General features: G+C 69.5%; 28 protein-coding genes. 15 read left to right on the forward strand and 13 right to left on the reverse strand.

From position 1 onward, the window contains the following. Positions 1–19 precede the first annotated feature (19 nt). Entirely contained in the window at positions 20–787 is a 768-nt protein-coding gene (locus ACGGZK_RS06700; RefSeq protein WP_395245495.1) for a DeoR/GlpR family DNA-binding transcription regulator, read from the forward strand. A gap of 44 nt (positions 788–831) precedes the next feature. Beyond that, on the forward strand, positions 832–1,551 hold the full coding sequence (locus ACGGZK_RS06705) for a 4a-hydroxytetrahydrobiopterin dehydratase (protein ID WP_395245496.1): 720 nt from the start codon (positions 832–834) through the stop codon (positions 1,549–1,551). On the opposite strand, the gene ACGGZK_RS06710 is transcribed toward ACGGZK_RS06705, so the two are convergent. Continuing rightward, positions 1,548–2,642, reverse strand: coding sequence for a fatty acid desaturase family protein (locus tag ACGGZK_RS06710; protein ID WP_395245497.1), 1,095 nt, complete (start codon positions 2,640–2,642; stop codon positions 1,548–1,550). The genes ACGGZK_RS06705 and ACGGZK_RS06710 overlap by 4 nt on opposite strands. A 196-nt stretch (positions 2,643–2,838) precedes the next feature. Between ACGGZK_RS06710 and ACGGZK_RS06715 the strand changes: the two genes are divergently transcribed. The 4 genes from ACGGZK_RS06715 (at position 2,839) to ACGGZK_RS06730 (ending at position 5,304) form a co-directional block, all read left to right on the forward strand. Then, positions 2,839–3,048, forward strand: coding sequence for a hypothetical protein (locus ACGGZK_RS06715; protein WP_395245498.1), 210 nt, complete (start codon positions 2,839–2,841; stop codon positions 3,046–3,048). Continuing rightward, positions 3,045–3,488, forward strand: a complete 444-nt coding sequence (locus ACGGZK_RS06720) for a hypothetical protein (RefSeq protein ID WP_395245499.1) — start codon at positions 3,045–3,047, stop codon at positions 3,486–3,488. Before ACGGZK_RS06715 ends, ACGGZK_RS06720 begins: the two co-directional genes overlap by 4 nt. A 19-nt stretch (positions 3,489–3,507) precedes the next feature. Continuing rightward, the gene (locus ACGGZK_RS06725) at positions 3,508–3,720 is read left to right on the forward strand and encodes a hypothetical protein (protein WP_395245500.1); all 213 of its coding nucleotides are present in this window, start codon (positions 3,508–3,510) and stop codon (positions 3,718–3,720) included. A 321-nt stretch (positions 3,721–4,041) separates the two neighbouring features. Then, the gene (locus ACGGZK_RS06730; RefSeq protein WP_395245501.1) at positions 4,042–5,304 is read left to right on the forward strand and encodes a hypothetical protein; all 1,263 of its coding nucleotides are present in this window, start codon (positions 4,042–4,044) and stop codon (positions 5,302–5,304) included. A 20-nt stretch (positions 5,305–5,324) separates the two neighbouring features. Here ACGGZK_RS06730 and ACGGZK_RS06735 read toward each other — a convergent pair whose 3' ends face one another. The 3 genes from ACGGZK_RS06735 to ACGGZK_RS06745 form a co-directional block, all read right to left on the reverse strand. After that, positions 5,325–6,164 (reverse strand): nuclease-related domain-containing protein, encoded by an 840-nt coding sequence (locus ACGGZK_RS06735; protein ID WP_395245502.1) that lies wholly within the window; start codon positions 6,162–6,164, stop codon positions 5,325–5,327. 69 nt (positions 6,165–6,233) lie between these two features. Next, entirely contained in the window at positions 6,234–6,683 is a 450-nt protein-coding gene (locus tag ACGGZK_RS06740) for a type II toxin-antitoxin system VapC family toxin (RefSeq protein WP_395245503.1), read from the reverse strand. Next, positions 6,649–6,882 carry a FitA-like ribbon-helix-helix domain-containing protein gene (locus ACGGZK_RS06745; protein ID WP_395245504.1) on the reverse strand — a complete coding sequence of 78 codons (234 nt, stop codon included), beginning with the start codon at positions 6,880–6,882 and terminating at the stop codon, positions 6,649–6,651. The genes ACGGZK_RS06740 and ACGGZK_RS06745 overlap by 35 nt, the downstream gene beginning before the upstream one ends. Positions 6,883–7,479: 597 nt before the next feature. On the opposite strand from ACGGZK_RS06745, the gene ACGGZK_RS06750 reads away from it, so the two are divergent. Next, positions 7,480–8,148, forward strand: coding sequence for a hypothetical protein (locus tag ACGGZK_RS06750; protein WP_395245505.1), 669 nt, complete (start codon positions 7,480–7,482; stop codon positions 8,146–8,148). An 18-nt stretch (positions 8,149–8,166) separates the two neighbouring features. Here the strand turns inward: ACGGZK_RS06750 and ACGGZK_RS06755 are convergent, their stop codons facing one another. Next, complete coding sequence (locus ACGGZK_RS06755; protein WP_395245506.1) at positions 8,167–8,643, reverse strand: GNAT family N-acetyltransferase; 477 nt, start codon at positions 8,641–8,643, stop codon at positions 8,167–8,169. A gap of 316 nt (positions 8,644–8,959) precedes the next feature. Here ACGGZK_RS06755 and ACGGZK_RS06760 point away from each other — a divergent pair, with 316 nt between their 5' ends. Further along, positions 8,960–9,751, forward strand: a complete 792-nt coding sequence (locus ACGGZK_RS06760; RefSeq protein WP_395245507.1) for an Ltp family lipoprotein — start codon at positions 8,960–8,962, stop codon at positions 9,749–9,751. Positions 9,752–9,886: 135 nt separating this feature from the next. After that, positions 9,887–11,236 carry a hypothetical protein gene (locus tag ACGGZK_RS06765; protein ID WP_395245508.1) on the forward strand — a complete coding sequence of 450 codons (1,350 nt, stop codon included), beginning with the start codon at positions 9,887–9,889 and terminating at the stop codon, positions 11,234–11,236. A gap of 37 nt (positions 11,237–11,273) precedes the next feature. On the opposite strand, the gene ACGGZK_RS06770 is transcribed toward ACGGZK_RS06765, so the two are convergent. Both ACGGZK_RS06770 and ACGGZK_RS06775 read right to left on the reverse strand, forming a co-directional pair. Continuing rightward, positions 11,274–11,615, reverse strand: a complete 342-nt coding sequence (locus ACGGZK_RS06770; protein WP_395245509.1) for a DUF86 domain-containing protein — start codon at positions 11,613–11,615, stop codon at positions 11,274–11,276. Continuing rightward, positions 11,612–12,106 (reverse strand): helix-turn-helix domain-containing protein, encoded by a 495-nt coding sequence (locus ACGGZK_RS06775; protein ID WP_395245510.1) that lies wholly within the window; start codon positions 12,104–12,106, stop codon positions 11,612–11,614. Before ACGGZK_RS06775 ends, ACGGZK_RS06770 begins: the two co-directional genes overlap by 4 nt. 128 nt (positions 12,107–12,234) lie before the next feature. Between ACGGZK_RS06775 and ACGGZK_RS06780 the strand changes: the two genes are divergently transcribed. Next, positions 12,235–12,543, forward strand: coding sequence for a hypothetical protein (locus ACGGZK_RS06780; protein ID WP_395245511.1), 309 nt, complete (start codon positions 12,235–12,237; stop codon positions 12,541–12,543). A gap of 43 nt (positions 12,544–12,586) precedes the next feature. On the opposite strand, the gene ACGGZK_RS06785 is transcribed toward ACGGZK_RS06780, so the two are convergent. Genes ACGGZK_RS06785 through ACGGZK_RS06795 form a run of 3 tightly spaced genes read right to left on the reverse strand, consistent with a single transcriptional unit; the run spans position 12,587 to position 14,690 of the window. Further along, on the reverse strand, positions 12,587–12,883 hold the full coding sequence (locus ACGGZK_RS06785) for a contact-dependent growth inhibition system immunity protein (protein ID WP_395245512.1): 297 nt from the start codon (positions 12,881–12,883) through the stop codon (positions 12,587–12,589). 14 nt (positions 12,884–12,897) lie between these two features. Next, a complete protein-coding gene (locus tag ACGGZK_RS06790) occupies positions 12,898–13,221 on the reverse strand; it encodes a hypothetical protein (RefSeq protein WP_395245513.1) in 324 nt (107 codons plus the stop codon). Continuing rightward, on the reverse strand, positions 13,218–14,690 hold the full coding sequence (locus ACGGZK_RS06795) for a polymorphic toxin type 50 domain-containing protein (protein WP_395245514.1): 1,473 nt from the start codon (positions 14,688–14,690) through the stop codon (positions 13,218–13,220). Before ACGGZK_RS06795 ends, ACGGZK_RS06790 begins: the two co-directional genes overlap by 4 nt. A gap of 325 nt (positions 14,691–15,015) precedes the next feature. Here ACGGZK_RS06795 and ACGGZK_RS06800 point away from each other — a divergent pair, with 325 nt between their 5' ends. Both ACGGZK_RS06800 and ACGGZK_RS06805 read left to right on the forward strand, forming a co-directional pair. After that, a complete protein-coding gene (locus tag ACGGZK_RS06800) occupies positions 15,016–15,279 on the forward strand; it encodes a hypothetical protein (RefSeq protein WP_395245515.1) in 264 nt (87 codons plus the stop codon). After that, positions 15,276–15,665, forward strand: coding sequence for a type II toxin-antitoxin system VapC family toxin (locus ACGGZK_RS06805; protein ID WP_395245516.1), 390 nt, complete (start codon positions 15,276–15,278; stop codon positions 15,663–15,665). Before ACGGZK_RS06800 ends, ACGGZK_RS06805 begins: the two co-directional genes overlap by 4 nt. Before the next feature lie 112 nt (positions 15,666–15,777). Here ACGGZK_RS06805 and ACGGZK_RS06810 read toward each other — a convergent pair whose 3' ends face one another. From ACGGZK_RS06810 to ACGGZK_RS06820, 3 genes are all read right to left on the reverse strand, one after another. Next, complete coding sequence (locus ACGGZK_RS06810; RefSeq protein ID WP_395245517.1) at positions 15,778–16,047, reverse strand: DUF1876 domain-containing protein; 270 nt, start codon at positions 16,045–16,047, stop codon at positions 15,778–15,780. Between the two features lie 135 nt (positions 16,048–16,182). After that, a complete protein-coding gene (locus tag ACGGZK_RS06815; protein WP_395245518.1) occupies positions 16,183–16,494 on the reverse strand; it encodes a hypothetical protein in 312 nt (103 codons plus the stop codon). A 65-nt stretch (positions 16,495–16,559) separates the two neighbouring features. Next, positions 16,560–17,114 carry a hypothetical protein gene (locus ACGGZK_RS06820; protein ID WP_395245519.1) on the reverse strand — a complete coding sequence of 185 codons (555 nt, stop codon included), beginning with the start codon at positions 17,112–17,114 and terminating at the stop codon, positions 16,560–16,562. Positions 17,115–17,227: 113 nt separating this feature from the next. On the opposite strand from ACGGZK_RS06820, the gene ACGGZK_RS06825 reads away from it, so the two are divergent. From ACGGZK_RS06825 to ACGGZK_RS06835, 3 genes are all read left to right on the forward strand, one after another. Continuing rightward, positions 17,228–18,535, forward strand: coding sequence for a thermonuclease family protein (locus ACGGZK_RS06825; RefSeq protein WP_395245520.1), 1,308 nt, complete (start codon positions 17,228–17,230; stop codon positions 18,533–18,535). A 100-nt stretch (positions 18,536–18,635) separates the two neighbouring features. After that, positions 18,636–19,418: a G5 domain-containing protein gene (locus ACGGZK_RS06830; RefSeq protein WP_395245521.1), complete on the forward strand. Its 783-nt coding sequence runs from the start codon at positions 18,636–18,638 to the stop codon at positions 19,416–19,418. Between the two features lie 116 nt (positions 19,419–19,534). Then, positions 19,535–20,155, forward strand: coding sequence for an SHOCT domain-containing protein (locus tag ACGGZK_RS06835; protein WP_395245522.1), 621 nt, complete (start codon positions 19,535–19,537; stop codon positions 20,153–20,155). Positions 20,156–20,270: the final 115 nt, after the last annotated feature.

Raw genomic sequence — 20,270 nt, forward strand, 5'->3', positions numbered from 1 at the left:
GCGCGAAGGAGCGATGCAGGTGGGCAAGGCGGAGCGGCAGCAGCGGATCATCGAGGTGGTGCAGCAGCGCGGTGAAGCGCGGCTGGTCGACCTCGAGGCCGACGTGCTCGCGTCCGAAGTCACCCTGCGCCGCGACCTGCGGGAACTCGCCTCGCTCGGGCGCATCTCGTACACGCGAGGTGTCGCCCGGGCGAGGACCCGGCACACGCTCGAGCCGACCTTCCACGAGAAGTCGCGCATCGCCATGACCGAGAAGGTGCTGATCGCTCGTGCCGCCGCCGAACTCGTGATGGACGGCGATGCCGTCATCATCGGCGGCGGCACCACGACGCTCGAGTTCGCGACTCAGCTCGTGGGCATGCACATCCAGGTCTGGACGAACTCGCTGCTGGTCGCCGACGCGCTGGCGGATGCCTCGACCGTCGACCTGCACCTCGCCGGCGGCGAGGTCCGCGGCACCACCCGTGCGGTCGTCGGCTCACGCGCCGAACGGTTCTTCACCGGGCTGCGGGCGCCGTTCGCGTTCCTCTCGGGCAACGGCTTCACCGTCGAGCGCGGACTCACGACGCCGAACGCCCGGGTCGCCGAGATCGACCGTGCCATGGCCGCGTCCGCGGCCGAGGTCGTCGCACTCGTGGACCACACGAAGATGGGCGTCGAGTCGCTGATCACGACCGTGCCGACCTCGCATGTGTCGCGGCTCATCACCGACGATAGGGCGAGCAACATCGTGGTGGAGCGGGGGCGGCGGGCCGGGATCGCCGTGGACGTCGTGTCGGGAACCTAGGCGACGGGGGTGCGGCCTCGGCCGAACCGGAGTTGACTCCCCCCATGGACATGGTCAAGAGCAAGGAGATCGGCGCGGCCGGGCTGGCCGAGTGGCGCAAGCTCGCCCAGGGGTTGCATGCCCGGTACCTGGTCGACGACTTCGCCGCGGCCGCCCGCTTCGTCGCGGCGATCGGCGAGGCGGGGGATGCCGCCGGCCACCACCCGCGCGTGTCGATCGGCGCCGAGCACGTCGACCTCGAGCTGGTCAGCATCGACGCCGTGTACCGCGACGACGACGGCACCGAGTACATCGTCGAGTGGGTGACCCAGCAGGACATCGACCTGGCGCGGCGGATCACCGCGATCGCCGCCGATCACGGGCTCGCCGCCGACCCCGCCTCGGTCAGCGAGATCGAGCTCGGGCTCGACACGGGTCGCTCGGCCAAGATCGCGCCGGTGTGGGCGGCGCTCCTCACCGGCAGCGCCGACTCGCAGGGGCGCGGGTCGCCGAGCGACGAGATCCGGGATGCCACGGTGCGGGTGCCGAACCTGTGGTTCGGCGATCGCGATGAGCACAGCGATGCGGATGCCCCGCGCCAGCGGTTCCACCTCGAGGTGTACGTGGCGCCCGAGGCGGCCGAGGAGCGCATCGCGGCCGCGCTCGCCGCGGGCGGCACCGTCGTCGAGGACCGCAGCGAGCCCGGGCTCACGGTGATCGCCGACCAGGATGGCAACGAGGGCGTGGTGTGCGTCGACCTGTCGGCCGCGAAGCCGCGGTCCTAGATGCTCGCGCGCTGCGCGAGGAGCGGGCACTCGAACGGGTCGCGCTCGCCGAGGCCGACGCGATTGATGTAGCGGTACACGATCGCATACGAGTGCACCAGCGTGGTCTGCGTGTAGGGCACGCCGTGTCCCGTGCAGTACGAACGGATGATCGGTGCCGCGCGGCGCAGGTGCGGGCGCGGCATCGACGGGAAGAGGTGGTGCTCGATCTGGTAGTTGAGGCCGCCCATGGCGATGTCGAGGAGGCGGCCGCCGCGGATGTCCCGGCTCATGAGGACCTGCCGGCGGAGGAAGTCCAGCTTCGTGCCGTGCGGCACCAGGGGCATCCCCTTGTGGTTCGGAGCGAAGGCCATCCCCATGTAGAACCCGAACAGGCCGAGCTGGATCGCGAGGAACACGGCAGCCCGACCTGGTGAGAGCACCAGCAGGACGAGCGTGAGGAAGCCGATGATGCGCGCCGCGAGGAAGGTGATCTCCACCGGGCGATGCGGGAGCGGTTCCTTGGCGAACACCCGGTGCACGCTCGACACGTGCAGGGAGAGCCCCTCGAGCAGGAGGATCGGGAAGAAGAAGGTGCCCTGGTGTCCGATGAGCCATCGGAAGAACGCCGCGCGCTCACGTTCGGCCTGTTCGGGCGTGAAGGCGACCACGGGCAGGTCGATGTCGGGGTCGGTGCCGATCTGGTTCGGGTTCGCGTGATGCCGGGTGTGCTTGTGCTGCCACCAGCCGTAGCTCATGCCGACGAAGCCGCCCAGGATCAGGCTGATCCAGTCGTTCCACTTGCCCGACCGGAAGATCTGCCGGTGCGCGGCGTCGTGGCCGAGGAACGCGGTCTGCGTGAAGAGCACGGCGAAGCCGACGGCGGTGAACATCTGCCACCAGGTGTCGCCGATCCAGATGAACAGCGCGACCGCCGCGACGTAGGCGAGCGGCACGCTCACCAGCTTCGTCCAGTAGTAGCCGTAGCGCCGCCGCATCAACCCGGCATCCTTGACGATGCGGGCGAGGTCGGTGAACGCGCTGGCGGAGCCCTGCGGCGGGGCTCCCGACCGGGGATGCGTCCGCCGGATGGCGGAGATCTCGGAGGGCATGGCGACCACCTCTCTACGACCCACGCACCGGGCTCGGTGAAGCGGCGGCGGTGTGACGCGGAATCCGATTCCACGTGCGTGCATGCTAGGACCGGCGCCGAGCGCCGCGCGCGGCCCTTGACAACTCGGGCCGAGGGTGGTGGACAATGCGGATGAAGCTGTGAGTGCTCACATCTGCGGAGCGCATACTCTGGAAATGAACACTGTTCTCAACCAGCCCGATCCCGCGCACGACGATGCGATTCGGGCGGAGGCAGCGTCGCAGGCTCGCGACGACGCGTTCTGGGCGCACTTCGACGACAACCCGTCGAGCGCGACCCGTTGGGTCGACAGCGCACGCGCTTCGAACGCTTCGAACGCTTCGAACGCTTCGAACGCTTCGACCCGGGAAGCGAGCACATCATGATCGAGTCGGCCGGCGAGGAGTTCGGCGTCACGCACATCCTCGTCAACGAGCTTCCCGCTGAACTCGGCTCACCCGAAGCGCCGAGCCGGTACGACGTGTCCGTGGTCTTCACGCGGCGCCCGAGTCCCCGCGAACTCGACCTGCTCAAGCACCCGGAGGTCGCGGCTCGGCTCGCCGATGCGGGGTACGGCGCGGTCGAACTGCGCGTGGCCGACCGCCGGCTCATCGTCGAGCACACGAACCTCGACGAGCTCGCCGCCGGGCTGGCGACGCTGATTGGCCGGATCCTCGAGGACATCGGCGACCAGGCCGCAGCCGAGAAGGTGAGTCGCGACGCGACCGCTGCGGAGCAGGTGCGCGCGGAGGCGAGCCGCGCCGCTGCGGTACTCGCCGCCGTGGCACGGATCGACTTCCGGCCCCGCAGGTCGCTGTACGAGTAGCTGAAGCGGAGGGTGCCCGATGTCGAAACGCAACCACCCGGAGGGTGCCCCCGCGGACGAGCGCTGGGAGACGGAGGGCGGCACGCTCGACGATGGCGCGGTCACCGGCGAGGAAGCCGAACCGGCGACCGAAGCCGAGGACCGGGCGAAGCGCTGGAAGGACGCCAACGCCGAGCACTGGCACGGCAGCGGACCCAGCGACGCGACGAAGCGGCGCGAGACGGAACACTGAGGTCGCCGCCCCAGGAGCGGGGAACACTCGTCATGGCGAACCCGCAGCGGCGAACTCACGACGGAGCATGGCCGGGCGCCGGGCATCTACGTGGCGCCCGAGGCGGCCGAGGAGCGCATCGCCGCCGCGCTCGCCGCGGGTGGCAGGGTCGTCGAGGAGCGCAGCGAGCCCGGGCTCACGGCGATCGCCGACCTGAGGGCGTCGTCTGCGTCGACGGGTCTGCGGTGGGGGCGAAGTCGGACTGAGCCGAACCCGTCATGTGGAACCCGTCGTGTTCGAACCCGTCGTGTCGAACCTGGAGCGACGAACGTACGATGGAGCATGGCCGGGTTCAGGGTCGGGCGCCGTCGCGCCGCAGAGGAACTCGAGGCCCACGGTGCCGACTCGGCGACGCGGGTCGGATCGGCGCTGGTCGCCCTCGACGAACGCCTCCGCCGCGACGCCGAGGAACTCGCGTTCGCCGAGGCGGAGCTCGGACCGGACGCGATCGCGCCGGCAACCCAGGCGCTCATCGCGGCCCGCGGGATGCTGGGCGAGGCGTTCCGACTGAACCGCGCCAACCACGGCCCGACGCCCGGCGCTTCCGCCGACGTGGCGACGCGCACCGCGCGCATCCTGGAGCTGTGCGCGCAGGCCGATGCCGTGCTCGACGAGGTCGCCGCCGCGCTCGCCGACGGTGTCGCGCGGACCCGACGCGCCCCGGAGGAGCTCGTGGGCGTGCGCGTCGCCATCGAGCGGCTCCGTCCGCGCGTTTTTCGGGCGCGTACGGTCATCGACCGACTCTCGGCGCGCTACGCGCGGACCGCGCTCGCCCCGGTCGAGGCCAACCCCGCCCACGCGGAGCAGCTGCTCGGCTTCGCCGAGCACGGCGTCGCCGTGGCCGAACGTCGCCGCGACGAGGGGCATCGCGAGCAGGGCAACCTCGCGCTCGAGGCATCCGTCGATGCCGTGCGCCGCGCGGCCGCGCTGCTCGAAGCCGTGGAGGCCTTCGAGGTCGAGGCGATCCGGGCGGAGTCGCAGCTGGCGGCGGTCGTCGAGGAGTCCCGCCGGCACCTCGCCGTCGCGCTCGCGGAGCCCGGCCCGCGGCCGTTCGTGAACGCGATCGCCGACCTGCAGGCCGCGCTCGATGCGCTTCCTCCCGTCGGCGTCATCACCGACCCGTTCGCCCACCTCGACAGGCTCCGCGACGCGAACGCGGCACTGGATGCCTCGATCGTCGCGGCCCACGCCACCGCCCGCGATCAGACGCCGGATGCCGTTCCGCCGCGGTTGCACCTGCACGAGGCGATCATCCGCGCCGACCGCCAGCTCGACGTCGCCCGCGACCTCATCGCCGGCCACGCCGGCCGGATTGGCCCCGAAGCCCTCACCCGGCTGGCTGAATCCGAGCGCATCCGCGTCGAACTCGGCCACTCCCTCGGCAGCGGTGCCATCGGCGGGTCGACGACGATCGCCGCGATCGACGACGGCAGCCGGGCGCGCGCGATCGAGATGGCCGACCGCGTCGTGCTCCTCGCGACCGAGGCGTTGCGCCGGGCGCGCGAGGACCTCGCCGCGGTGCGGCGGGGTGCGCCGGTGGTGTGAGGCGCGGGCCTCGTCCCTCCTCAGCGCACGAGCAGCGCGCCCACCGTGACCGACCAGGCGGTGATGAAGGCGAACGGCGCCGTGAGCACGATCGCGACCGTCCAACCCGTGCGCCGCCGTTGCGCCGTCGCGATGTCGCGCCGCAGGCGGTCGAACGCGGCGTGGTCCACGGCGTCGGCCTCGGGCATCCGCTTCCACGACGCCGGCTGGGTGGCGAGCGCGGCGATGCGCTGCACCTGCTCGGTGGTCAGGGTGATCGGCTGCTGTTGCAGCCACGCGACCAGCTCGAACTCGCGCAGCACGACGACGTCGTACGGGCGCTCGCGGATCGTCATGCGTCGCGATCCGACGACCGCGATGATCGGCGTCACGTCGACGAGCATGCGCGCGGCGACCGAGAGCAGCTTCGACGTGCGGCTCGCCTCGTACTTCGCGTTCCGCAGGTGGTCCGTGCGTTGGCCGTTCACGAGGATGCGCTTGGCGCCGACCCACACGTTCTGGCCGCGGTGGTGCTTCGTGTTGACGGTGAAGACACCGGCCGGACCGATCACGACGTGGTCGAGGTCGCTCGACCCGGCGCCGATGGGCACGGAATGCAGGACGTACCACCCTGGTCCGAGCCCTTCGAGCCGCCGCGCGACCTCGAGTTCGCCGAGCGCGCCGACGTACCAGGGCTCGGCCTCGCGCCCGAGCGGTGAGACCCCGAAGAACCGCTGGGCGGCGGTGTTCGGCGGCACGGCGGCCTGCACGCGCAGGCACTCGGCGATGACGGATGTCGCGGGCCGGCGGTGGCCGAGCGATTGGGCGATGCGGGGTCGGTCAACGGATGCCTTCGGGTCGGCGTTGATCAGCGGGTGCACCGATGCTCGCAGGAGGAATCGCGGCCAGCGAGTCCCCGAACGCGGGGCGCACGGCCTGCCCCAGGCAGGTCAGATCACGACGATCTCGCACGCGGTGCCGGGCGCGGCGGCGATCCGCGCGTCCCGGGTGAGGAGGGTGGCCCCGACCTGCTCGGCGAGGGCGACGTAGGCGGCGTCGTAGCTCGACAGGTTCGTGCCGAGGCGCCAGGCGCGATGTGCGATCGCCTCCCAGGGCCAGAGGTCGATCGGCAGGTCGAGCAGGCGCGCGTGGGCGAGGCTCGCCTCGGCATCCGACAGGAGGCCGGCGTTGCGGCGCCTGCGGAGTATGTTCGCGACCTCGAAGTGCAGCAGGGTCGGGGCGAGCACGATCGCGCCGTGGAGACGCGCGGCGACGCGCTCTCCCGCGGTGCTCGGGTCGATGAGCAGCGTAACGGCGGCGGATGCGTCGAGCACGACCCGTGGCTCGGGCTGGGCGCTCACCGACTCACCGGCGGTCGGCGTCGAGGTCGGCGATGACATCGACCGGCCCGATCGCCGGGTAGTGACGAGCATCGCGCCGCGCTTGGAGTATCGCCTCGAGCGGGCTCGGTCGCGAGGCGATCGCGGCGAGCTCGGCGCTCAGGAATTCCTGCAGCGACTGGCCGGCGCGGGCGGCCCGCGCCGCGAGCTCATCGCGGACCTCGTCGGGAACGGCGCGCACGGTGATGGTGACGGGCATGTCGGCAGTCTAGCTGCGATGCATGCAGTCTGCATGCGCGGTGCGGCTGATACGCCGCCGCACGTACGATGCCGACATGGCCTTCCTCCGAACCGGACTCCCACCCCGCCCGCCCGGGCGGGAGCTGGTTCCGGGAAGGAGACACGATGGCGCATTCGCCGCACCGTCGTTACAAGGGCTGTCAGCTCTGCAAGCCGCACAAGCACCGCGGAATGGGCGACTCCGCCCGCGCGCCCTGGGCGGTGAGCCGCAAGCTGGGCCGCAAGCGCCGCTGGACGCGTCGCGACCTGGGCGACTGAGCACGTATTCCGCTCAGCGGTATGCCGGTTCCGCCTCATCGCCCGATCGCTGAGGCGGAATCGGCATTCCACATCAGCCGAAATGATTCCGCGGAGCGCTGCCCAAGCCGATCGACGACTTGGTCGACGTGCATCCGCTCGACCGCGACGATGAGACACCGGCTCGACTCCTCCTCCACAAGCCGGGGATGTCGCATCTCGAGTTCACCAAGTCGTGCATCGAGGCCCTGACCGCGAGCTCGGCTCCTACCGTCGGAACGTTCGCGCGATGCGGATTCATGAGGAAGAGGGTCGAAGATTGACGTTCGATGCAGAGACTGAGGCGCCGTCGGCGCGCTCCGAGGTGCAGCGCGACGACCGGCGGGCGGCCATTCTCGTCGCCGTCGTCATCGCCGTCGCGACGGTGCTACTTCTGACGTTCTGCATCGTCGCGATGCAGTTCCTCCCGCACCTCGCAGCTATGCGTTGGATCACGGGGGCGAACCCGTCGGGAATGTTCGCGGCGGCCGAGCCGAACGGCGAGGTCGCGCTCACCGTCATCGAAGGATTCAGCGACGACCCCGACTGGAAGCCCGCGAGCGAGCAACGGGCCGGCAGTGTCGGATTCGAAGATTCCGATGGATGCCAGGTCTGGTACCGCACGGGGGCGCTCGAGACATCCGACCGAGCCAGGAACGAGACGACGCAGAGCGTCCGGATGATCGAGTGGGCGGTCGGGCACCGGCTGGAGGGGATCGACGACGTGAGCTTCGTCGCCGTGTCGACGACCGGCGCGCCTGACCTGAATATGCACAGCGCGCCGGCGTACCAGTTCACGTTCGACGGTGCCCATCATGCGGTGATCGCGCAGGCCTTTCCCGAACTGGGTGAGGGCGTGCTGATCTACGCCCGGTGTCCGGAGGAGCGCCGGCTCGGGTACTTCCTGGAGCGTGATCTGGAGCAGCTGCTCGTGATCGCGGTCGGCTGAGCCGTTGTCCGCACGTGCTCAGCTCACCGCGTTGAACGGAAACTCGACCTTCCCGAACCCCCACGTCTCGCGCAGCCAGCCCGGCACGAACGCGTCGAGCGCGCGCTCGACTTCCGACCCGACGAGGTCGTCGACGACCCACCACGACGACTCGGCGTCGGCCTCGTCGTGCGGGTCGATGTAGATGCAGCCCACGAGCCGGGTCTCGTCGTCGTCGAGGATCGCGTAGTTGAACGTGAGGTGCTCGGCGATCTCGCGCTCGTGCATCGCGAGGTCCTCGCGGTCGGCCTCGAACGTCATCGTCTCGGGCGGCCAGCCCCACGCGTCGCCGTAGATCCCCCACAGTCGCTCGCGCGAACCCATCACCGCCGGGTAGTCGAGCTCGACGTCGTCGGCGCGGATCGGCCGCAGGTGGTAGCCGGGCGCGAGTTCGACTCGCGTCGGATGCTCGAAGTCGTCGGGCAGCCAGGCGGATGCTTCGGTGGCGTCGGTCATGGATCCAATGCTGGCGCACGGGTCGCGCTCGCGGGGAGACGCTCGTGCGAATCCGCCATGGCGCCCGACGTTGCCCACGCTTGCTGGCATCCCGCGTGCAGGCTGCAGAACGCGTCGCATGCAGAAAGAGCCCAGCGAACATCCAGCCACCTTCCAGCGGGATTCCCCTACGTTGAAAGGTTCACCTGTTCGAGGTGACCACCCTGCTCCTTCTTCTGTTGTGTCGAGCTGGGCGATTCTCGCCGACCCGCTCGGCGTGCGTTTGGCACGCCCGGTCGGTTCCCACTCCTCACCCATACCCGGAAGGAAGCACGTCATGACCGACACCCAGCAGTACCAGCCCGGCGACACCGTCAACGGACACACGCTCATCCAGCACCCCGACGGGTCGATGACCTGGGAGCCCACCCCGGCCCCCGCCGCGAAGCGCCCGATCTGGAAGCGGAAGGCGTTCATCATCCCCGCCGCCGCGGTGGGCGGCGTCATCCTCATCAGCGCCATTGCGACCGGTGTGAACGGGGCGAGCGGCGAGAGCGGCGCACCCGCAGCCGAGCAGGCTGCCAAGGTCGAGGCCCCGGCTGCCGAGGCGGTACCCGAGGACATGCTCTTCGGCGACTGGACCGGGAAGACCGTCGGCGAGGCGCGCCAGGCGCTCGAACTCCTCGACTACGAGATCGTGACGAGCCCCGCCGATGCCGGCGACGACTGGGTGATCGGCTCCACCGATCCGGCTGCGGCCATCAGCCTCCCGAAGGGCTCCACCATCACCCTCATCGCCACCGCGCCCGCCCCGGCGCACCCGTCGATGCAGCACGAGCAGGCGGTTCGCGAGGCGCAGAACTACCTCAACCTCATGGGCTTCTCCCGTCAGGGGCTCATCGACCAGCTCTCCAGCGAGTACGGATCCCAGTACCCCGTCGACGTCGCCACCTACGCGGTGGACTACCTCGCTCCCGACTGGAACGCCGAGGCCGCCGAGCAGGCGAAGCAGTACCTCGACGTCATGCCCATGAGCCGCGAGGAACTGTTCGACCAGCTGACGAGCACGTACGGCGGACAGTTCACCCCCGAGCAGGCCGAAGCCGGCCTCGCTGCGGTCGGCTACTGATCGCGCCCGAGTAGCGCTCACTGATCGCCCGCGACCCAGCCGGGGTCGCGGGCGATCGCCCATTCGATCGACGCAGCTTCGAAGCATCCGGTCGCCCCACAGCGCGCTCCCAGCGGCGGCCATAGGATCGACGGCATGGCCGGATTCTGGGGCAAGCGCAAGCGTGATCAGCAGGAACTCGCGGCCCAGGACGCCGACCTCGCCAAGCGCGCGGGTGCGGCCCTGGTCGCCGCCGACGAGCGCGTCCGCGTCACGGCCGACGAGCTCGTCTTCGCGGAGGCGGAGCTGGGGGATGACGCGACCGCCGAGCTGCGGACGGCGCTGGCCGCCGTGCGCACCCACCTGGGCGAGGCGTTTCGCCTGAACCAGCTCAACTACGACGAGATCCCCGACACCGCCGAGGAACTCCGCACGCGCAACGCCCGCATCGTGCAGCTCTGCGACTGGGCCGAGGACCTGCTCGACGACCAGACCTCCGCCCTCGCGGAGCGGATCGCCCGCGCCCGGCGTGCTCCCGAGATCATCGCCGGCGTCCGTGCCGACGTGGAGCGCTTGCGCGCCCGCATCCCGCACGCCCGCGACACGATCGACCGACTCGGCGCGCGCTACGCGCGCGAAGCGCTCGCCCAGGTCGAGGCCAACCCGGCCGAGGCCGACCAGCTGCTCGGCTTCGCCGTGCACAGCGCGAGCGTCGCCGAGCGTCGGCGCGAGGCCGGCCAGCGGGAGCAGGCCAACCTCGCGCTCGAGGCATCCGCCGAATCGGTGCGTCGCGCCGCGACCCTGCTCGATGCCGTGGAGACCTTCGAGGTCGAGGCGCTGCGCGCCGAGTCGACCCTCGCGGCGATCGTCGAGGACTCCCGCGGCGACCTCGTCGTCGCGCGGAACGAGCCGCAGTCGGCCGGCGTCGTGGCCGCGATCGCCGAGCTGCAGGCCGCGCTCGCGAGCCTGCCGGCGGCCGGCGTGAACACCGACCCGTTCACCCAGCTCAGCCGGCTGCGCGACGCGAACGCCGGGCTCGATGCCGCGATCGCCACGGCCCGCGAGCGTGCGGCACGCCCGATCCCGTCGATCGAGCACGTGCACCACGCCATCGACGACGCCGACCGGCAGCTCGCCGTCGCCCGCGACGTCATCGCCGGCCACCGCGGATGGATCGGCGCCGACGCCCGCACCCGCCTCGCTGAGGCCGAGCGCATCCGCGTCGACCTCGACCACTTCCTCGGCATGCCGGCCGCGACCGTCACCGTGATCGACGAGGACCACCGCGAGCAGGCCATGGCGATCGCGCGCCGCGTTGCGCATCTGGCGGCCGAGGCGCTGCAGCTCGCCCGCCGCGACATCGACTCCTCGCGGCCGCAGGACCCGTGGGGCGGCGGCCCGGGCTGGGGTGGCGGCGGTCGCCGAGGCAGCGGCGGGTCGGACGTGATGGGTGGCATCCTCGGCGGGCTCGTGATCGGGGGGCTTCTCGACGGGATGTTCGACTGAGTTCTCGACCGGTCCTTGGCCCTGAGTCAGCGCCCTTCTAGGAATCGGACTCGTCGACCTCGGCGAGGAGTCGCCGGACCGCGTCCGCCAAGCGGGGCACGTCGTGCCGAGCGGTGGTCGTCACGATCGCGTGCGTCGTGTCGAAGTAGCGGTGCGCCAACAGGTCGCGCATGCGGGCGATCTCAGCCCAGGGGATGTCTGGCTCACGCGACACCGTGTCCGCCCCGAGATCCTTCACGGACTCGCCGATCTCGACCAGCCGCATGCGAATGGCGTCGAAGACGATCTCGTCCGAGACATCCGCTCGCTCGATGTAGGTGGCGATCGCCTCGCACGCGACCGCGATGTCGAGGAGTCGTTCGCGAGGCGCGCGGGTCACACCGGGACCGCTTCGGCGAGGACCCTCTCGATGACGTCCGGCTTCAGGCCCGATCTCGGAACGACGTCGACCGGCCGCCCGAGGATCTCCTCCGCAGTGCTCTGCATGCGCAGCAGCGCGAAGGCACCGACGTCCGGGCCGAGCTCGACGAGCAGGTCGACGTCGCTCGCGTCGGTCTCGTCACCGCGGGCGACGCTGCCGAACACGCGCACATCGACGGCGCCGAGTGCGCCGAGTTCGGCGCGGAGTCGCGGGCCATTGGCGCGGACCTGGCCGAGCATGCTCGGGGCGGTGATCGGTACGAGTTCGACGGCGAGTTCGTGACCGGTCGCGCCCACCAGGCGCTGCAGTGTGGCGAAGGATGGCTCGCGCCGACCTCGTTCATACGCGCTCACCACGCTCTGGGTGAGGCCTGCGCGGTGCGCGAACTCCGTCTGAGTGAGGCCGGCGCGTGTGCGGGCAGCGCGCAGGAGTTCGCCAGCGCTAGTCATGATCGTAACTATAGCCGATCGTCGATAGTTCGGCGTCGCGGTTGCGAGCGCTGCGCGATGCGGAGAGCCTTTGCCGTATCGGGCAGGATGGACCGGACGTCCGCCCCGATGCGGACAGAAGGAGAACCATGAGGAAGCTGTTGTTCGTGCCCGCGGTCGTCGGAGCCATCGTCCTGAGCCTGTTCACCGCCGGCTCGCCGGCGAGCGCGGCCCAGGTCTGCAACCTGACCAAGATCTCGTACGGCTATCAGTCGACGTGCTCGACCGACGCGACCGGCACCCAGTTCCGCACCGCGATCGGATGCACCGTCGTGCAGTACGGGCCGACCATCTACACGCGCTACGGCACCTGGCAGACCCAGGGCGGCGGACGTGTGTCGTCGGCGCGCTGCGATGTCGGCCACTACACGTCGTACGGGTCGGTGCACTTCCGCTGAATGAGCCTTCGGCTCGCACGCCGCCGCCGCGCGCAGGTCGCGGTCAGGAGATCGCGGCGAGCATGTTCTCGAACCATGACTGCAAGCTGATGCCATCGTTGCGGGGATCGTAGTAGGAATCAGCCACGTCGATCCAGAGCCGCGCGAGTTCATCTTCCGAGTGACCGGCCGCGAGGATCTCCCTCAGTTCGGATCGCAGTTGCGCCGTAGTTCCTTCCGCCTCCAGCCGCCGGAACTTCGCGACGACTCCGAATGGCTCGTCCGCCTCGAGGTCGTAGTCGGGATGGAAGTAGCCCTGCCCGAGATATGCCAGCCGATCGATTCGCGATGAACTGCTCACTCTTTGCACCCCGCCTACACATGCCGAAGGTAGAGCCACCGCACCTTGTTGAAGCGGCTCGAATCGCGGCGATCGAGTACTTCGGTCGTAACGGTGACGTTGACGGCTGACCCTACGAGACTCAGCAGGCCGCTTTCGATCTCGGAGATGTCTTCACGGTCCTCTTCGGTGACCGAGGCCATCTGGAAATGCAGGCCGACGTCGGCGCGTTCGATAGTCGCAGCGATGGCGAGTGCGTTCCGTGGTATCGCACCGAGCATCGCCTGCACGCATTGGGCGACGATGTAGTTCTCCCATGCCGGTGCTTGGGCGAGATCGTCCGGTGAGGGGAGGGTCATGGCTTCCATTCTGGGTTGTCCGGAACGACGCTCACCGATTTGGTGCCTTTGATGAAGAACACGTTCGTCTCCTGATTGGCGAATCCCGATCCTGGATTCACGTTGATTCCCGTGACGGTGGGAGATCGGATGACGACGTTCCCGTTCGGCTTGACCCCGAGCACTTCAGCCGTCCCGTCATGGAACTCGTCGAGGACCTGCTGTGCATCCTTGTGCGAACGCAAATAGCTGCCTTCGTCGTACTCCAGAGCATCCAGCACATGCCTGCCCTGGCGTTGGTAGCTGATCCGAGGGTCGATACCGAACTCCGCGGCTGTTCGAGCACCGGGACTCACGAAGCTGTCAGCCGCAGAAGCAGGCATGCCCGGAAAGGCGGGAACTGCGGCCGCGATCAGTCCACCGGCGAGGATGTCGCCAAATCCCTGACGCGCAAACTCGGGATCGATGGCGGCTCGCAGCTCGTTGTACCCGATCTGAGCCGCCACGCCGGCGACGCCGGCCGCGATCGAGTCCTTGACAAGGTGCGCGGCGCCGCGAGCCGAGATTCGTGCGACCCCGAGTGCAGCGCGCATGACCGCAGTCAGACGCTGGCAGACCTCCGCGATCTTGATCGCCCACCGCGCCACCGTGAACGCGATCTTCGCCATGGTCGCGATCGCGCCCGCACCGAACGTCACGGAACTCAGCAGCACGCCGACCCCGATCTCGATCGCGATCTCAGCCACCATCTGCGCGATGAACCAGCCGATCTCCTCCCACGCCCTTGCGACCGCGTCGCCGAGGGCACGGGCATACCCGGCGAGGCCGTCGGCTGCGCCGGCAGCGGTGTCGATTCGGCGGGCGATGCCGTCGCGGCAGGACGCGATCCGCGCGTGCTGCGGCACGCCAGTCGACACGGCCGCGTGCAGGCTGGTGTCGAGTTCGGCCCGGACGCGACGGAGCGCGGACGCGAGGTCGGTCCATGCGGTTTCGGCTCGATCGATCTTGCCCGGGTCCGCGTCGGGCAGCACGACTCCGATCGCGGCAAGCGCGTCCGTCAGGAACTCGCCGAACTCGCCCAGCGGGGTGGTCGGTCCGGGGCCGAGTGCCGACGGCAGGTGCGGATCGGTCAGGACGAGGGACGGAGTCTGGGCCCGGAATCGGGAAGCAGCCGGTTCCCGGTACGCGCCAGCCAGTTGCGCTCCGTCGTACGCCCGGGCGGTATTCGCGAGTGCGGCATCCATCGATCGCAGGGCATTGACGACCTCGAGCGCGCCGCCGAGCACCTGGCGGGCGGACCCGTCGTATCCGGGCTCGCCACCGTCGCCGAGGGCGAAGACGCGAGCGGTGTCCTCGTCGCCGGCCATCCCGCCGGTGTCGGCGAGCGCTGCTTCGCAGGAACGCACGGATGCCTCGACGCGGTGCCCGATCGCCCAGAGCGCGTCGCCTTCGGCGATCAACCGGGCCGGATCGAGCACAAGCTGAGACATTCGCGCACTCCCTCCGAGCCATCTGAGCGCCGGGTCTGAACGCATCGGGACGACGGTAGCGGCGTCTCGACGAAGGGGGATGGCGTGTCTCCACAGCTGTGGACGGTCGAGCGCCTCTCCGCGACCGTCCTGATATTGCGTCTTCGTGACCGAGCTCGCGAGCCGAGCGGTGAGGGCGATCGTGCCGCGGGCGCGATGAACCCAGAGGGGCGCACGCGTTCAACTGAGTGACCTCGCTGCAGGGCGCATCGGGAGGGAGCGAGCGCGATAGAAGGTAGAGACCTCGCGCGGTGTTGCACCTCTCGCTGGGTGGTACACTCCCCGCATGCCCACCATCCGCCCACGATTCCAGGTGACGGAGACACCCGATGTCGAGCGGGCCCTGCGGCTGGCGGCGCAAGTCTGGCCGGGTGTTCCACGACCCGAGCTCGTCAACCGACTGTTCGGTGTCGCGGCCGATCGGCTGGGCGAGGTCGCCCACGGCGCCGAGCAGGAGCGCTCGCGGGCGGTCGACCTCACCGCCGGCGCATTCGATGCGGTCTACGAGCCGGGATACTTGGCTGCCCTGCGTGCTGAGTGGCCGGAGTGATCGTGCTGGACGCGCGCGTCGTGATCGCGCAGTTCAGTTCCCACGACGCGCATCACGATCGTGCGGTCGCGTTCTTCCGGCGCCACGTCTCGGAGGACTTCTCGATGCATTCGCTCACCCTGGCGGAGGTGCTCGTCGCTCCGGCGCGCGCCGGCCGCGGCGAGGCGGCCGAGCACGCTGTTGCGAGCCTCGGGATCCGCGAGTGGGCGCCGCCGGTGGGAAGCGCTGCGCGGTTGGCTCGGATCAGGGTGGAGAGTGGGATGAAGCTGCCTGACTGCTGCGTGCTCGACGTGGCGCTCTCCCAGAACGCCCGACTCGCGACGTTCGACGGCGCGCTTGCCATTGCGGCACGTGGGCTGGGGGTCGACGTCGTCGCGCTGGGCTGACGAGTCGGCCCCGGCCAGCGTCGCCAGGTGTTCCGTGCCGCCGCAAGTCTTCGGCAGCCTTCGGAGGCTCGGGATGGGTGCCTGGCCTTAGGACCGAGCGGCCCGGATGCGGCTACCGATGCACGTGCGCCGGCTTCCCGCTGATCTGCGTAATGTCCCGCTCGGTCGCGTGCAGCAGCCGCTCGGACAGGTCTCGCAACGCCCGCGCCACCGCGAGCTCATCGCCGATGTCGGGCACGTCGGGGTCGAGCGGATTGCGCGAGGCCTGGCCGATGCCGGTCACGTCGATGTTGCCCGGCGACCGCACGCTGGCCTCTGCCGTGGTCTTCTCCTCGTCCTCGTCGATGTCGACGGTGACGTCCCAGTGCTTCGTCCCGTACATGGAACTCACCACCCTCCCCGGTCTGATTCCACGCTCAGCGTAGCGACGGCCGCAGGTGGGATGACCGGTGTTCGTGCCATGTGGCGCTGCGAGCGCGGGATGTGTCGATCGGGTTCGTGGTGCGCCCTGACCTGATCAGGTCTCGGGCTCGGCGAAGTGCGCGGCACGAACGGCGTCGAGCACCGCGTGCACGTCATCGTGCGTGGACGCGGAATGGCTGACGGTACGTCGATCGCCCGCCGTCGGCTCACGGAACGCGTGGCTTCGCACCTCGTACACCGGGTCTGGATCGAAGGCGGAGATCTCCAACACGGTGACGATCGAGATGTCACCAGCCTTGCGGAACGCCGTGCGCCGCCCGCCCATGCGGAGCACCTCGTCGAGCGGGGCTTCGGTCTCGTCGTAGTTGATCCACTCGATGTCGGGTGGTGGTTCGGGGGTGATCATCTGCGCAGCGTAGGTGTGACGTCCGACATGGCCGTTCCAACGTCGGGATTCGCCCAGATCAAGGATCAGCAGAAGTCGCAGGCGCCGCTGACGGGGAGCGCGAGCCCGCACGACGGGCAGTGTCTCGAGGTCGCCTCCTGTCGAGCTGCCACGGCTGTGCCGGTTGCGCGAGGCGCATTCGCCAGGCGTGGCTTGCGCGCCGCCGTCGTATCGATGACCTCGATCGTGTATCCGAGTCGCTCGAGGTGGCCGGCAGCTCCGCTCACGCCGCCTGAGAAGTCGTCTGGCGTGAGGGCCCGGCCGAACTGATTGAGCCAGGCGGCGGCGAAGATCGCCTTCGAGTCGTACCGCCCGGTGTCGGTCACGAGGAAGTACTCACGGGCCTCACCGAAACCGTGCCGATGGAGGAAGCCATCCCGGCCGAGCCGATCGAACTCGGCGATCGCCTCGTCGACGGCGCCGCGGTCGGTCAGCTCCGCATAGCGGATTCGGGTCGTCTCGCCGCTCGACCGATTGGCAATGGCCATGCGTTCCTCCAGTTCGGGAAGCTTCCACGCTCGCATGCGCGACCTCACGCGATCCAACCGAACCGCCACCCCAATCCGGGGGTCGAAGTCCACATTTCCAGCCTCCTCGCAGCGCATCGACGTACCCTGTCCGGTTGAGCTCTTCCCGCTCGGCGCGCCTCAACCCTTCCCGCGTGGCGCATTCCCGAACCTCACCCGGAGTACCCGTGACCTCCCTGCCCACCGGCGCGCACGACCGCGCCCGCGAAGCGCGACCGCAGACACCCGCTCGTGGCATCCGCCCGCTGATCCTGACCGCCCTCGGCATCGCAGCCGGCGCCGCGCTCGTCGGCGGCGGACTCGTCCTCGCCCCGGCAGCGGCGAATGCTGCTGCCGAGCCGGCGGTCGTCGAGAGCGTGATCGACGGCGACACCGTCGACGTGCGCACGGGTGACCTGGTCACCCGGGTGCGGCTCCTCAACATCGACACCCCCGAGCTGGCGCACGGCAGCAAGCCGGCGGAGTGCCTCGCCCTCGAGGCGACGCAGGCGCTCGCCGCGCTGCTGCCCGTCGGTTCGCCGGTGACGCTCGACTACGACGTCGCCAAGGTGGACCGCTACGGCCGCACCCTGGCCGCGGTGACGAACGCGAACGGCGTGCTCGTCGAGACCGAGCTCGCCCGCCAGGGCCTCGGTGCTCGGGCATACTTCGGTGACAACGCGCGGTTCCTCCCCGTGGTGACGGAAGCAGAGGAACAGGCGCAGGCAGCGATGGTCGGCATGTGGAACCCCGCATTGGAGTGCTCGCCTGAGGCGCTCGTGAACAGCCTCGAGCAGCAGTCGCGTACGACCTCGTCGACGGTGCCGAAGACGACGGCCGCCCTCGCGGGCACGATCGTCGAAGCGGAGGCCCTCAGCGCCGCGGCCGATTCGGCGAACGCGACGCTCGACGGCATGTCGTGGCTGCGATCCGAGTCGAAGCAGGTGTTCAGCGAGCGCATCGCCGTGGTCGCGACGAAGGCCGCGAAGCTCTCGAGCCGCGCGGTTGAGGCGATCGGCGGCGCGAAGGCCGACGAGCAGCGCGATGCGAAGCAGGCGGATGCCTCGAGCAAGCCCACGTCGAAGCAGAAGGCGACCGCGAAGAAGAAGGCCAAGGCGCAGGCGAAGGTGAACCGTTCTCGTGGGCAGAGCGCTGCGAAGGCCCGAGCCGCAGCCCTGAAGGCAGCGGCAGACCGTGAGGCGGCGCGGATCGCGGCAGAGGAAGCGGCCCGAATCGCTGCCGAGCAGGAAGCAGCGCGAGTCGCAGCGGAGGAAGCCGCGCGCGTCGCTGCCGAGGAGGCCGCTCGGGTCGCTGCGGATGAAGCGGCGCGCGCAGCGGCACAGCGTACCCAGAGCTCCGGCTCAGGTTCGAGTTCCGGTGGTTCGAGCTCGGGCGGCGGAGACGGTGGCGGCTCGACGTACACCGGCTGCCGCAACTACAACGGCTACGGGATGATCGACACGAAGGGCCGTCACTTCGAGCCGATTCCCTGCTGATCGCGACGTTTGCCTCCCGAATGGGGAGTCGAACGACTGAACCCGACGAATTAATGTCGTCCCGGCGCCATGCGGTGGCGCGGAAAGAGGCGATGCACGCGTGAAGGTCTTCTGGTTGATCCTGCTCGGGCTCGTGGTCCTCGGGCTGGTCATCACGTACTGGTATGTCTTCTTGATCCTCGCGGCGATTGCCGCGGCGGTCGTCGGCGTTATCGCGCTCGCGCGAGGATCTTCGTATCGCGTGAAGTCCCGAACTGCGGGCGCAGTCGTCGTCATCGTCAGCGTCATCGCCCTGGGAATCGGCGCCAGCGGTGCGGTCGCCGCGGCCGGTCCTGCGAAGTTCGCGCCGCAGGCCGCCTCGCGTGTGTCCGCTGACCTCGCCGACGGTCAGCGGGAGACGTCGGCTCCGACGCCGTCCGCGGAGCCGAAGTCGAAGCGCGTGGTGAAGTCCGTCGAGGAACGTTCCGCGGTGCCGTTCACGAGCTCCACCGTGGACGACCCGAACCTCGCCGCTGGATCGACCGCGGTGTCAGTCGTGGGCGTGGCAGGCGAGCGGGTCGTCACGTATCGCGTCATCCTCGTGGACGGCGCGGAGGTCTCGCGAGAGGTCATCTCGGACGTGATCGTCACGGCGCCGGTAAACGAGGTCATCGCCAACGGCACGTACGTCGCGCCGCCGCCTCCCGCCCCGGCGCCTGCGCCGGCGCCGCAGGGCGGAGGCTGCGACCCGAACTACACCGGTGCCTGCGTGCCGATCGCGAGTGACGTCGACTGCGCGGGCGGCAGCGGTAACGGCCCCGAGTACGTCTGGGGGCCGGTCAGGGTCGTCGGCTCCGACATCTACGACCTCGACCGCGACGGCGATGGGATCGCTTGTGACTGAATCCGACGTGCGGCCTGGCAGAGAACTCCCCGATCGGATGCGATTCTCAGGTAACCCTTCTAATCTAGAAGGTTGCCGCGAATTGCGTCGACAACGATCGACAGGGGCGTTTACGAATGGCGGATGAGACTACCGGCGTTAACCAGCAAAGTGAGAAGCAGGGCTTCTTTGCGAAGGCCGGCGCTGCTATCAAACGAGCGGCAGAAGAGGCGCAGGAGCGGGCGCGCGAGGGGCGCGAAGCTGCTGGCCCAACAGTGCATCGAGCAGATTTCGGCGGAACGATGGTCGAGATCTTTGGCCATGGATATGTTCGTGTGGGAAGCCTTGGCCCCCACGAAAGGCTGAGGTCTATCAAGCATTCGTATCAGGTCCAGGACAAGAGCGCCGGGGGTCGCGCTGTGGTCGGCATGATGACGATGGGCGCGAACTACCTGGCTTCCAAGGAGAAGCGAGTCGTGTTCTTGACCATCGCCACGGACACGAAGGTGCACACCTTAAAGGCAACCGGCGGGATGGCCAGAAGTGCAGATAAGGCAGCGATGGCGCTTGAAGCGGCGGGGCAGGCCGTGCTCGATGGGCTCGCGCAACAGTCGGCTGCCGCGGCGGTCCACGCATCTGCCACCGCGGGCGAACAGACACTTGATCAGCTAAAGAAGTTGGGCGAATTGCACGCCGCGGGCGTGGTCACCGACGACGAGTTCGCCGCCAAGAAGGCCGATCTGCTCCGCCGGATCTAGCGGAACCAGTCAGATCGCCCGAGCGCAAAGAAGGGTCGGATTCGAGCAGCTGTCCCCCGAAGGGGACAGCGACTTCCATGGCTGTACCTCGAAGTGGGGTTTTGTCTCCGAAAGG

This window comes from Agromyces sp. MMS24-K17 (genome assembly GCF_043950245.1).
GTDB lineage: Bacteria > Actinomycetota > Actinomycetes > Actinomycetales > Microbacteriaceae > Agromyces.

Bases quoted from the DNA above. Each gene is read 5' to 3' on its own strand.
- ACGGZK_RS06815 (WP_395245518.1), bottom strand. From the start codon at position 16,494: ATGATCACCCCCGAACCACCACCCGACATCGAGTGGATCAACTACGAC.
- ACGGZK_RS06775 (WP_395245510.1), bottom strand. From the start codon at position 12,106: ATGACTAGCGCTGGCGAACTCCTGCGCGCTGCCCGCACACGCGCCGGC.
- ACGGZK_RS06745 (WP_395245504.1), bottom strand. From the start codon at position 6,882: ATGCCCGTCACCATCACCGTGCGCGCCGTTCCCGACGAGGTCCGCGAT.
- ACGGZK_RS06755 (WP_395245506.1), bottom strand. From the start codon at position 8,643: ATGACCGACGCCACCGAAGCATCCGCCTGGCTGCCCGACGACTTCGAG.
- ACGGZK_RS06725 (WP_395245500.1), top strand. From the start codon at position 3,508: ATGTCGAAACGCAACCACCCGGAGGGTGCCCCCGCGGACGAGCGCTGG.
- ACGGZK_RS06790 (WP_395245513.1), bottom strand. From the start codon at position 13,221: ATGACCCTCCCCTCACCGGACGATCTCGCCCAAGCACCGGCATGGGAG.
- ACGGZK_RS06730 (WP_395245501.1), top strand. From the start codon at position 4,042: ATGGCCGGGTTCAGGGTCGGGCGCCGTCGCGCCGCAGAGGAACTCGAG.
- ACGGZK_RS06800 (WP_395245515.1), top strand. From the start codon at position 15,016: ATGCCCACCATCCGCCCACGATTCCAGGTGACGGAGACACCCGATGTC.
- ACGGZK_RS06760 (WP_395245507.1), top strand. From the start codon at position 8,960: ATGACCGACACCCAGCAGTACCAGCCCGGCGACACCGTCAACGGACAC.
- ACGGZK_RS06810 (WP_395245517.1), bottom strand. From the start codon at position 16,047: ATGTACGGGACGAAGCACTGGGACGTCACCGTCGACATCGACGAGGAC.
- ACGGZK_RS06720 (WP_395245499.1), top strand. From the start codon at position 3,045: ATGATCGAGTCGGCCGGCGAGGAGTTCGGCGTCACGCACATCCTCGTC.
- ACGGZK_RS06795 (WP_395245514.1), bottom strand. From the start codon at position 14,690: ATGTCTCAGCTTGTGCTCGATCCGGCCCGGTTGATCGCCGAAGGCGAC.
- ACGGZK_RS06765 (WP_395245508.1), top strand. From the start codon at position 9,887: ATGGCCGGATTCTGGGGCAAGCGCAAGCGTGATCAGCAGGAACTCGCG.
- ACGGZK_RS06835 (WP_395245522.1), top strand. From the start codon at position 19,535: ATGGCGGATGAGACTACCGGCGTTAACCAGCAAAGTGAGAAGCAGGGC.
- ACGGZK_RS06710 (WP_395245497.1), bottom strand. From the start codon at position 2,642: ATGCCCTCCGAGATCTCCGCCATCCGGCGGACGCATCCCCGGTCGGGA.
- ACGGZK_RS06740 (WP_395245503.1), bottom strand. From the start codon at position 6,683: ATGTCATCGCCGACCTCGACGCCGACCGCCGGTGAGTCGGTGAGCGCC.
- ACGGZK_RS06780 (WP_395245511.1), top strand. From the start codon at position 12,235: ATGAGGAAGCTGTTGTTCGTGCCCGCGGTCGTCGGAGCCATCGTCCTG.
- ACGGZK_RS06715 (WP_395245498.1), top strand. From the start codon at position 2,839: ATGAACACTGTTCTCAACCAGCCCGATCCCGCGCACGACGATGCGATT.
- ACGGZK_RS06705 (WP_395245496.1), top strand. From the start codon at position 832: ATGGACATGGTCAAGAGCAAGGAGATCGGCGCGGCCGGGCTGGCCGAG.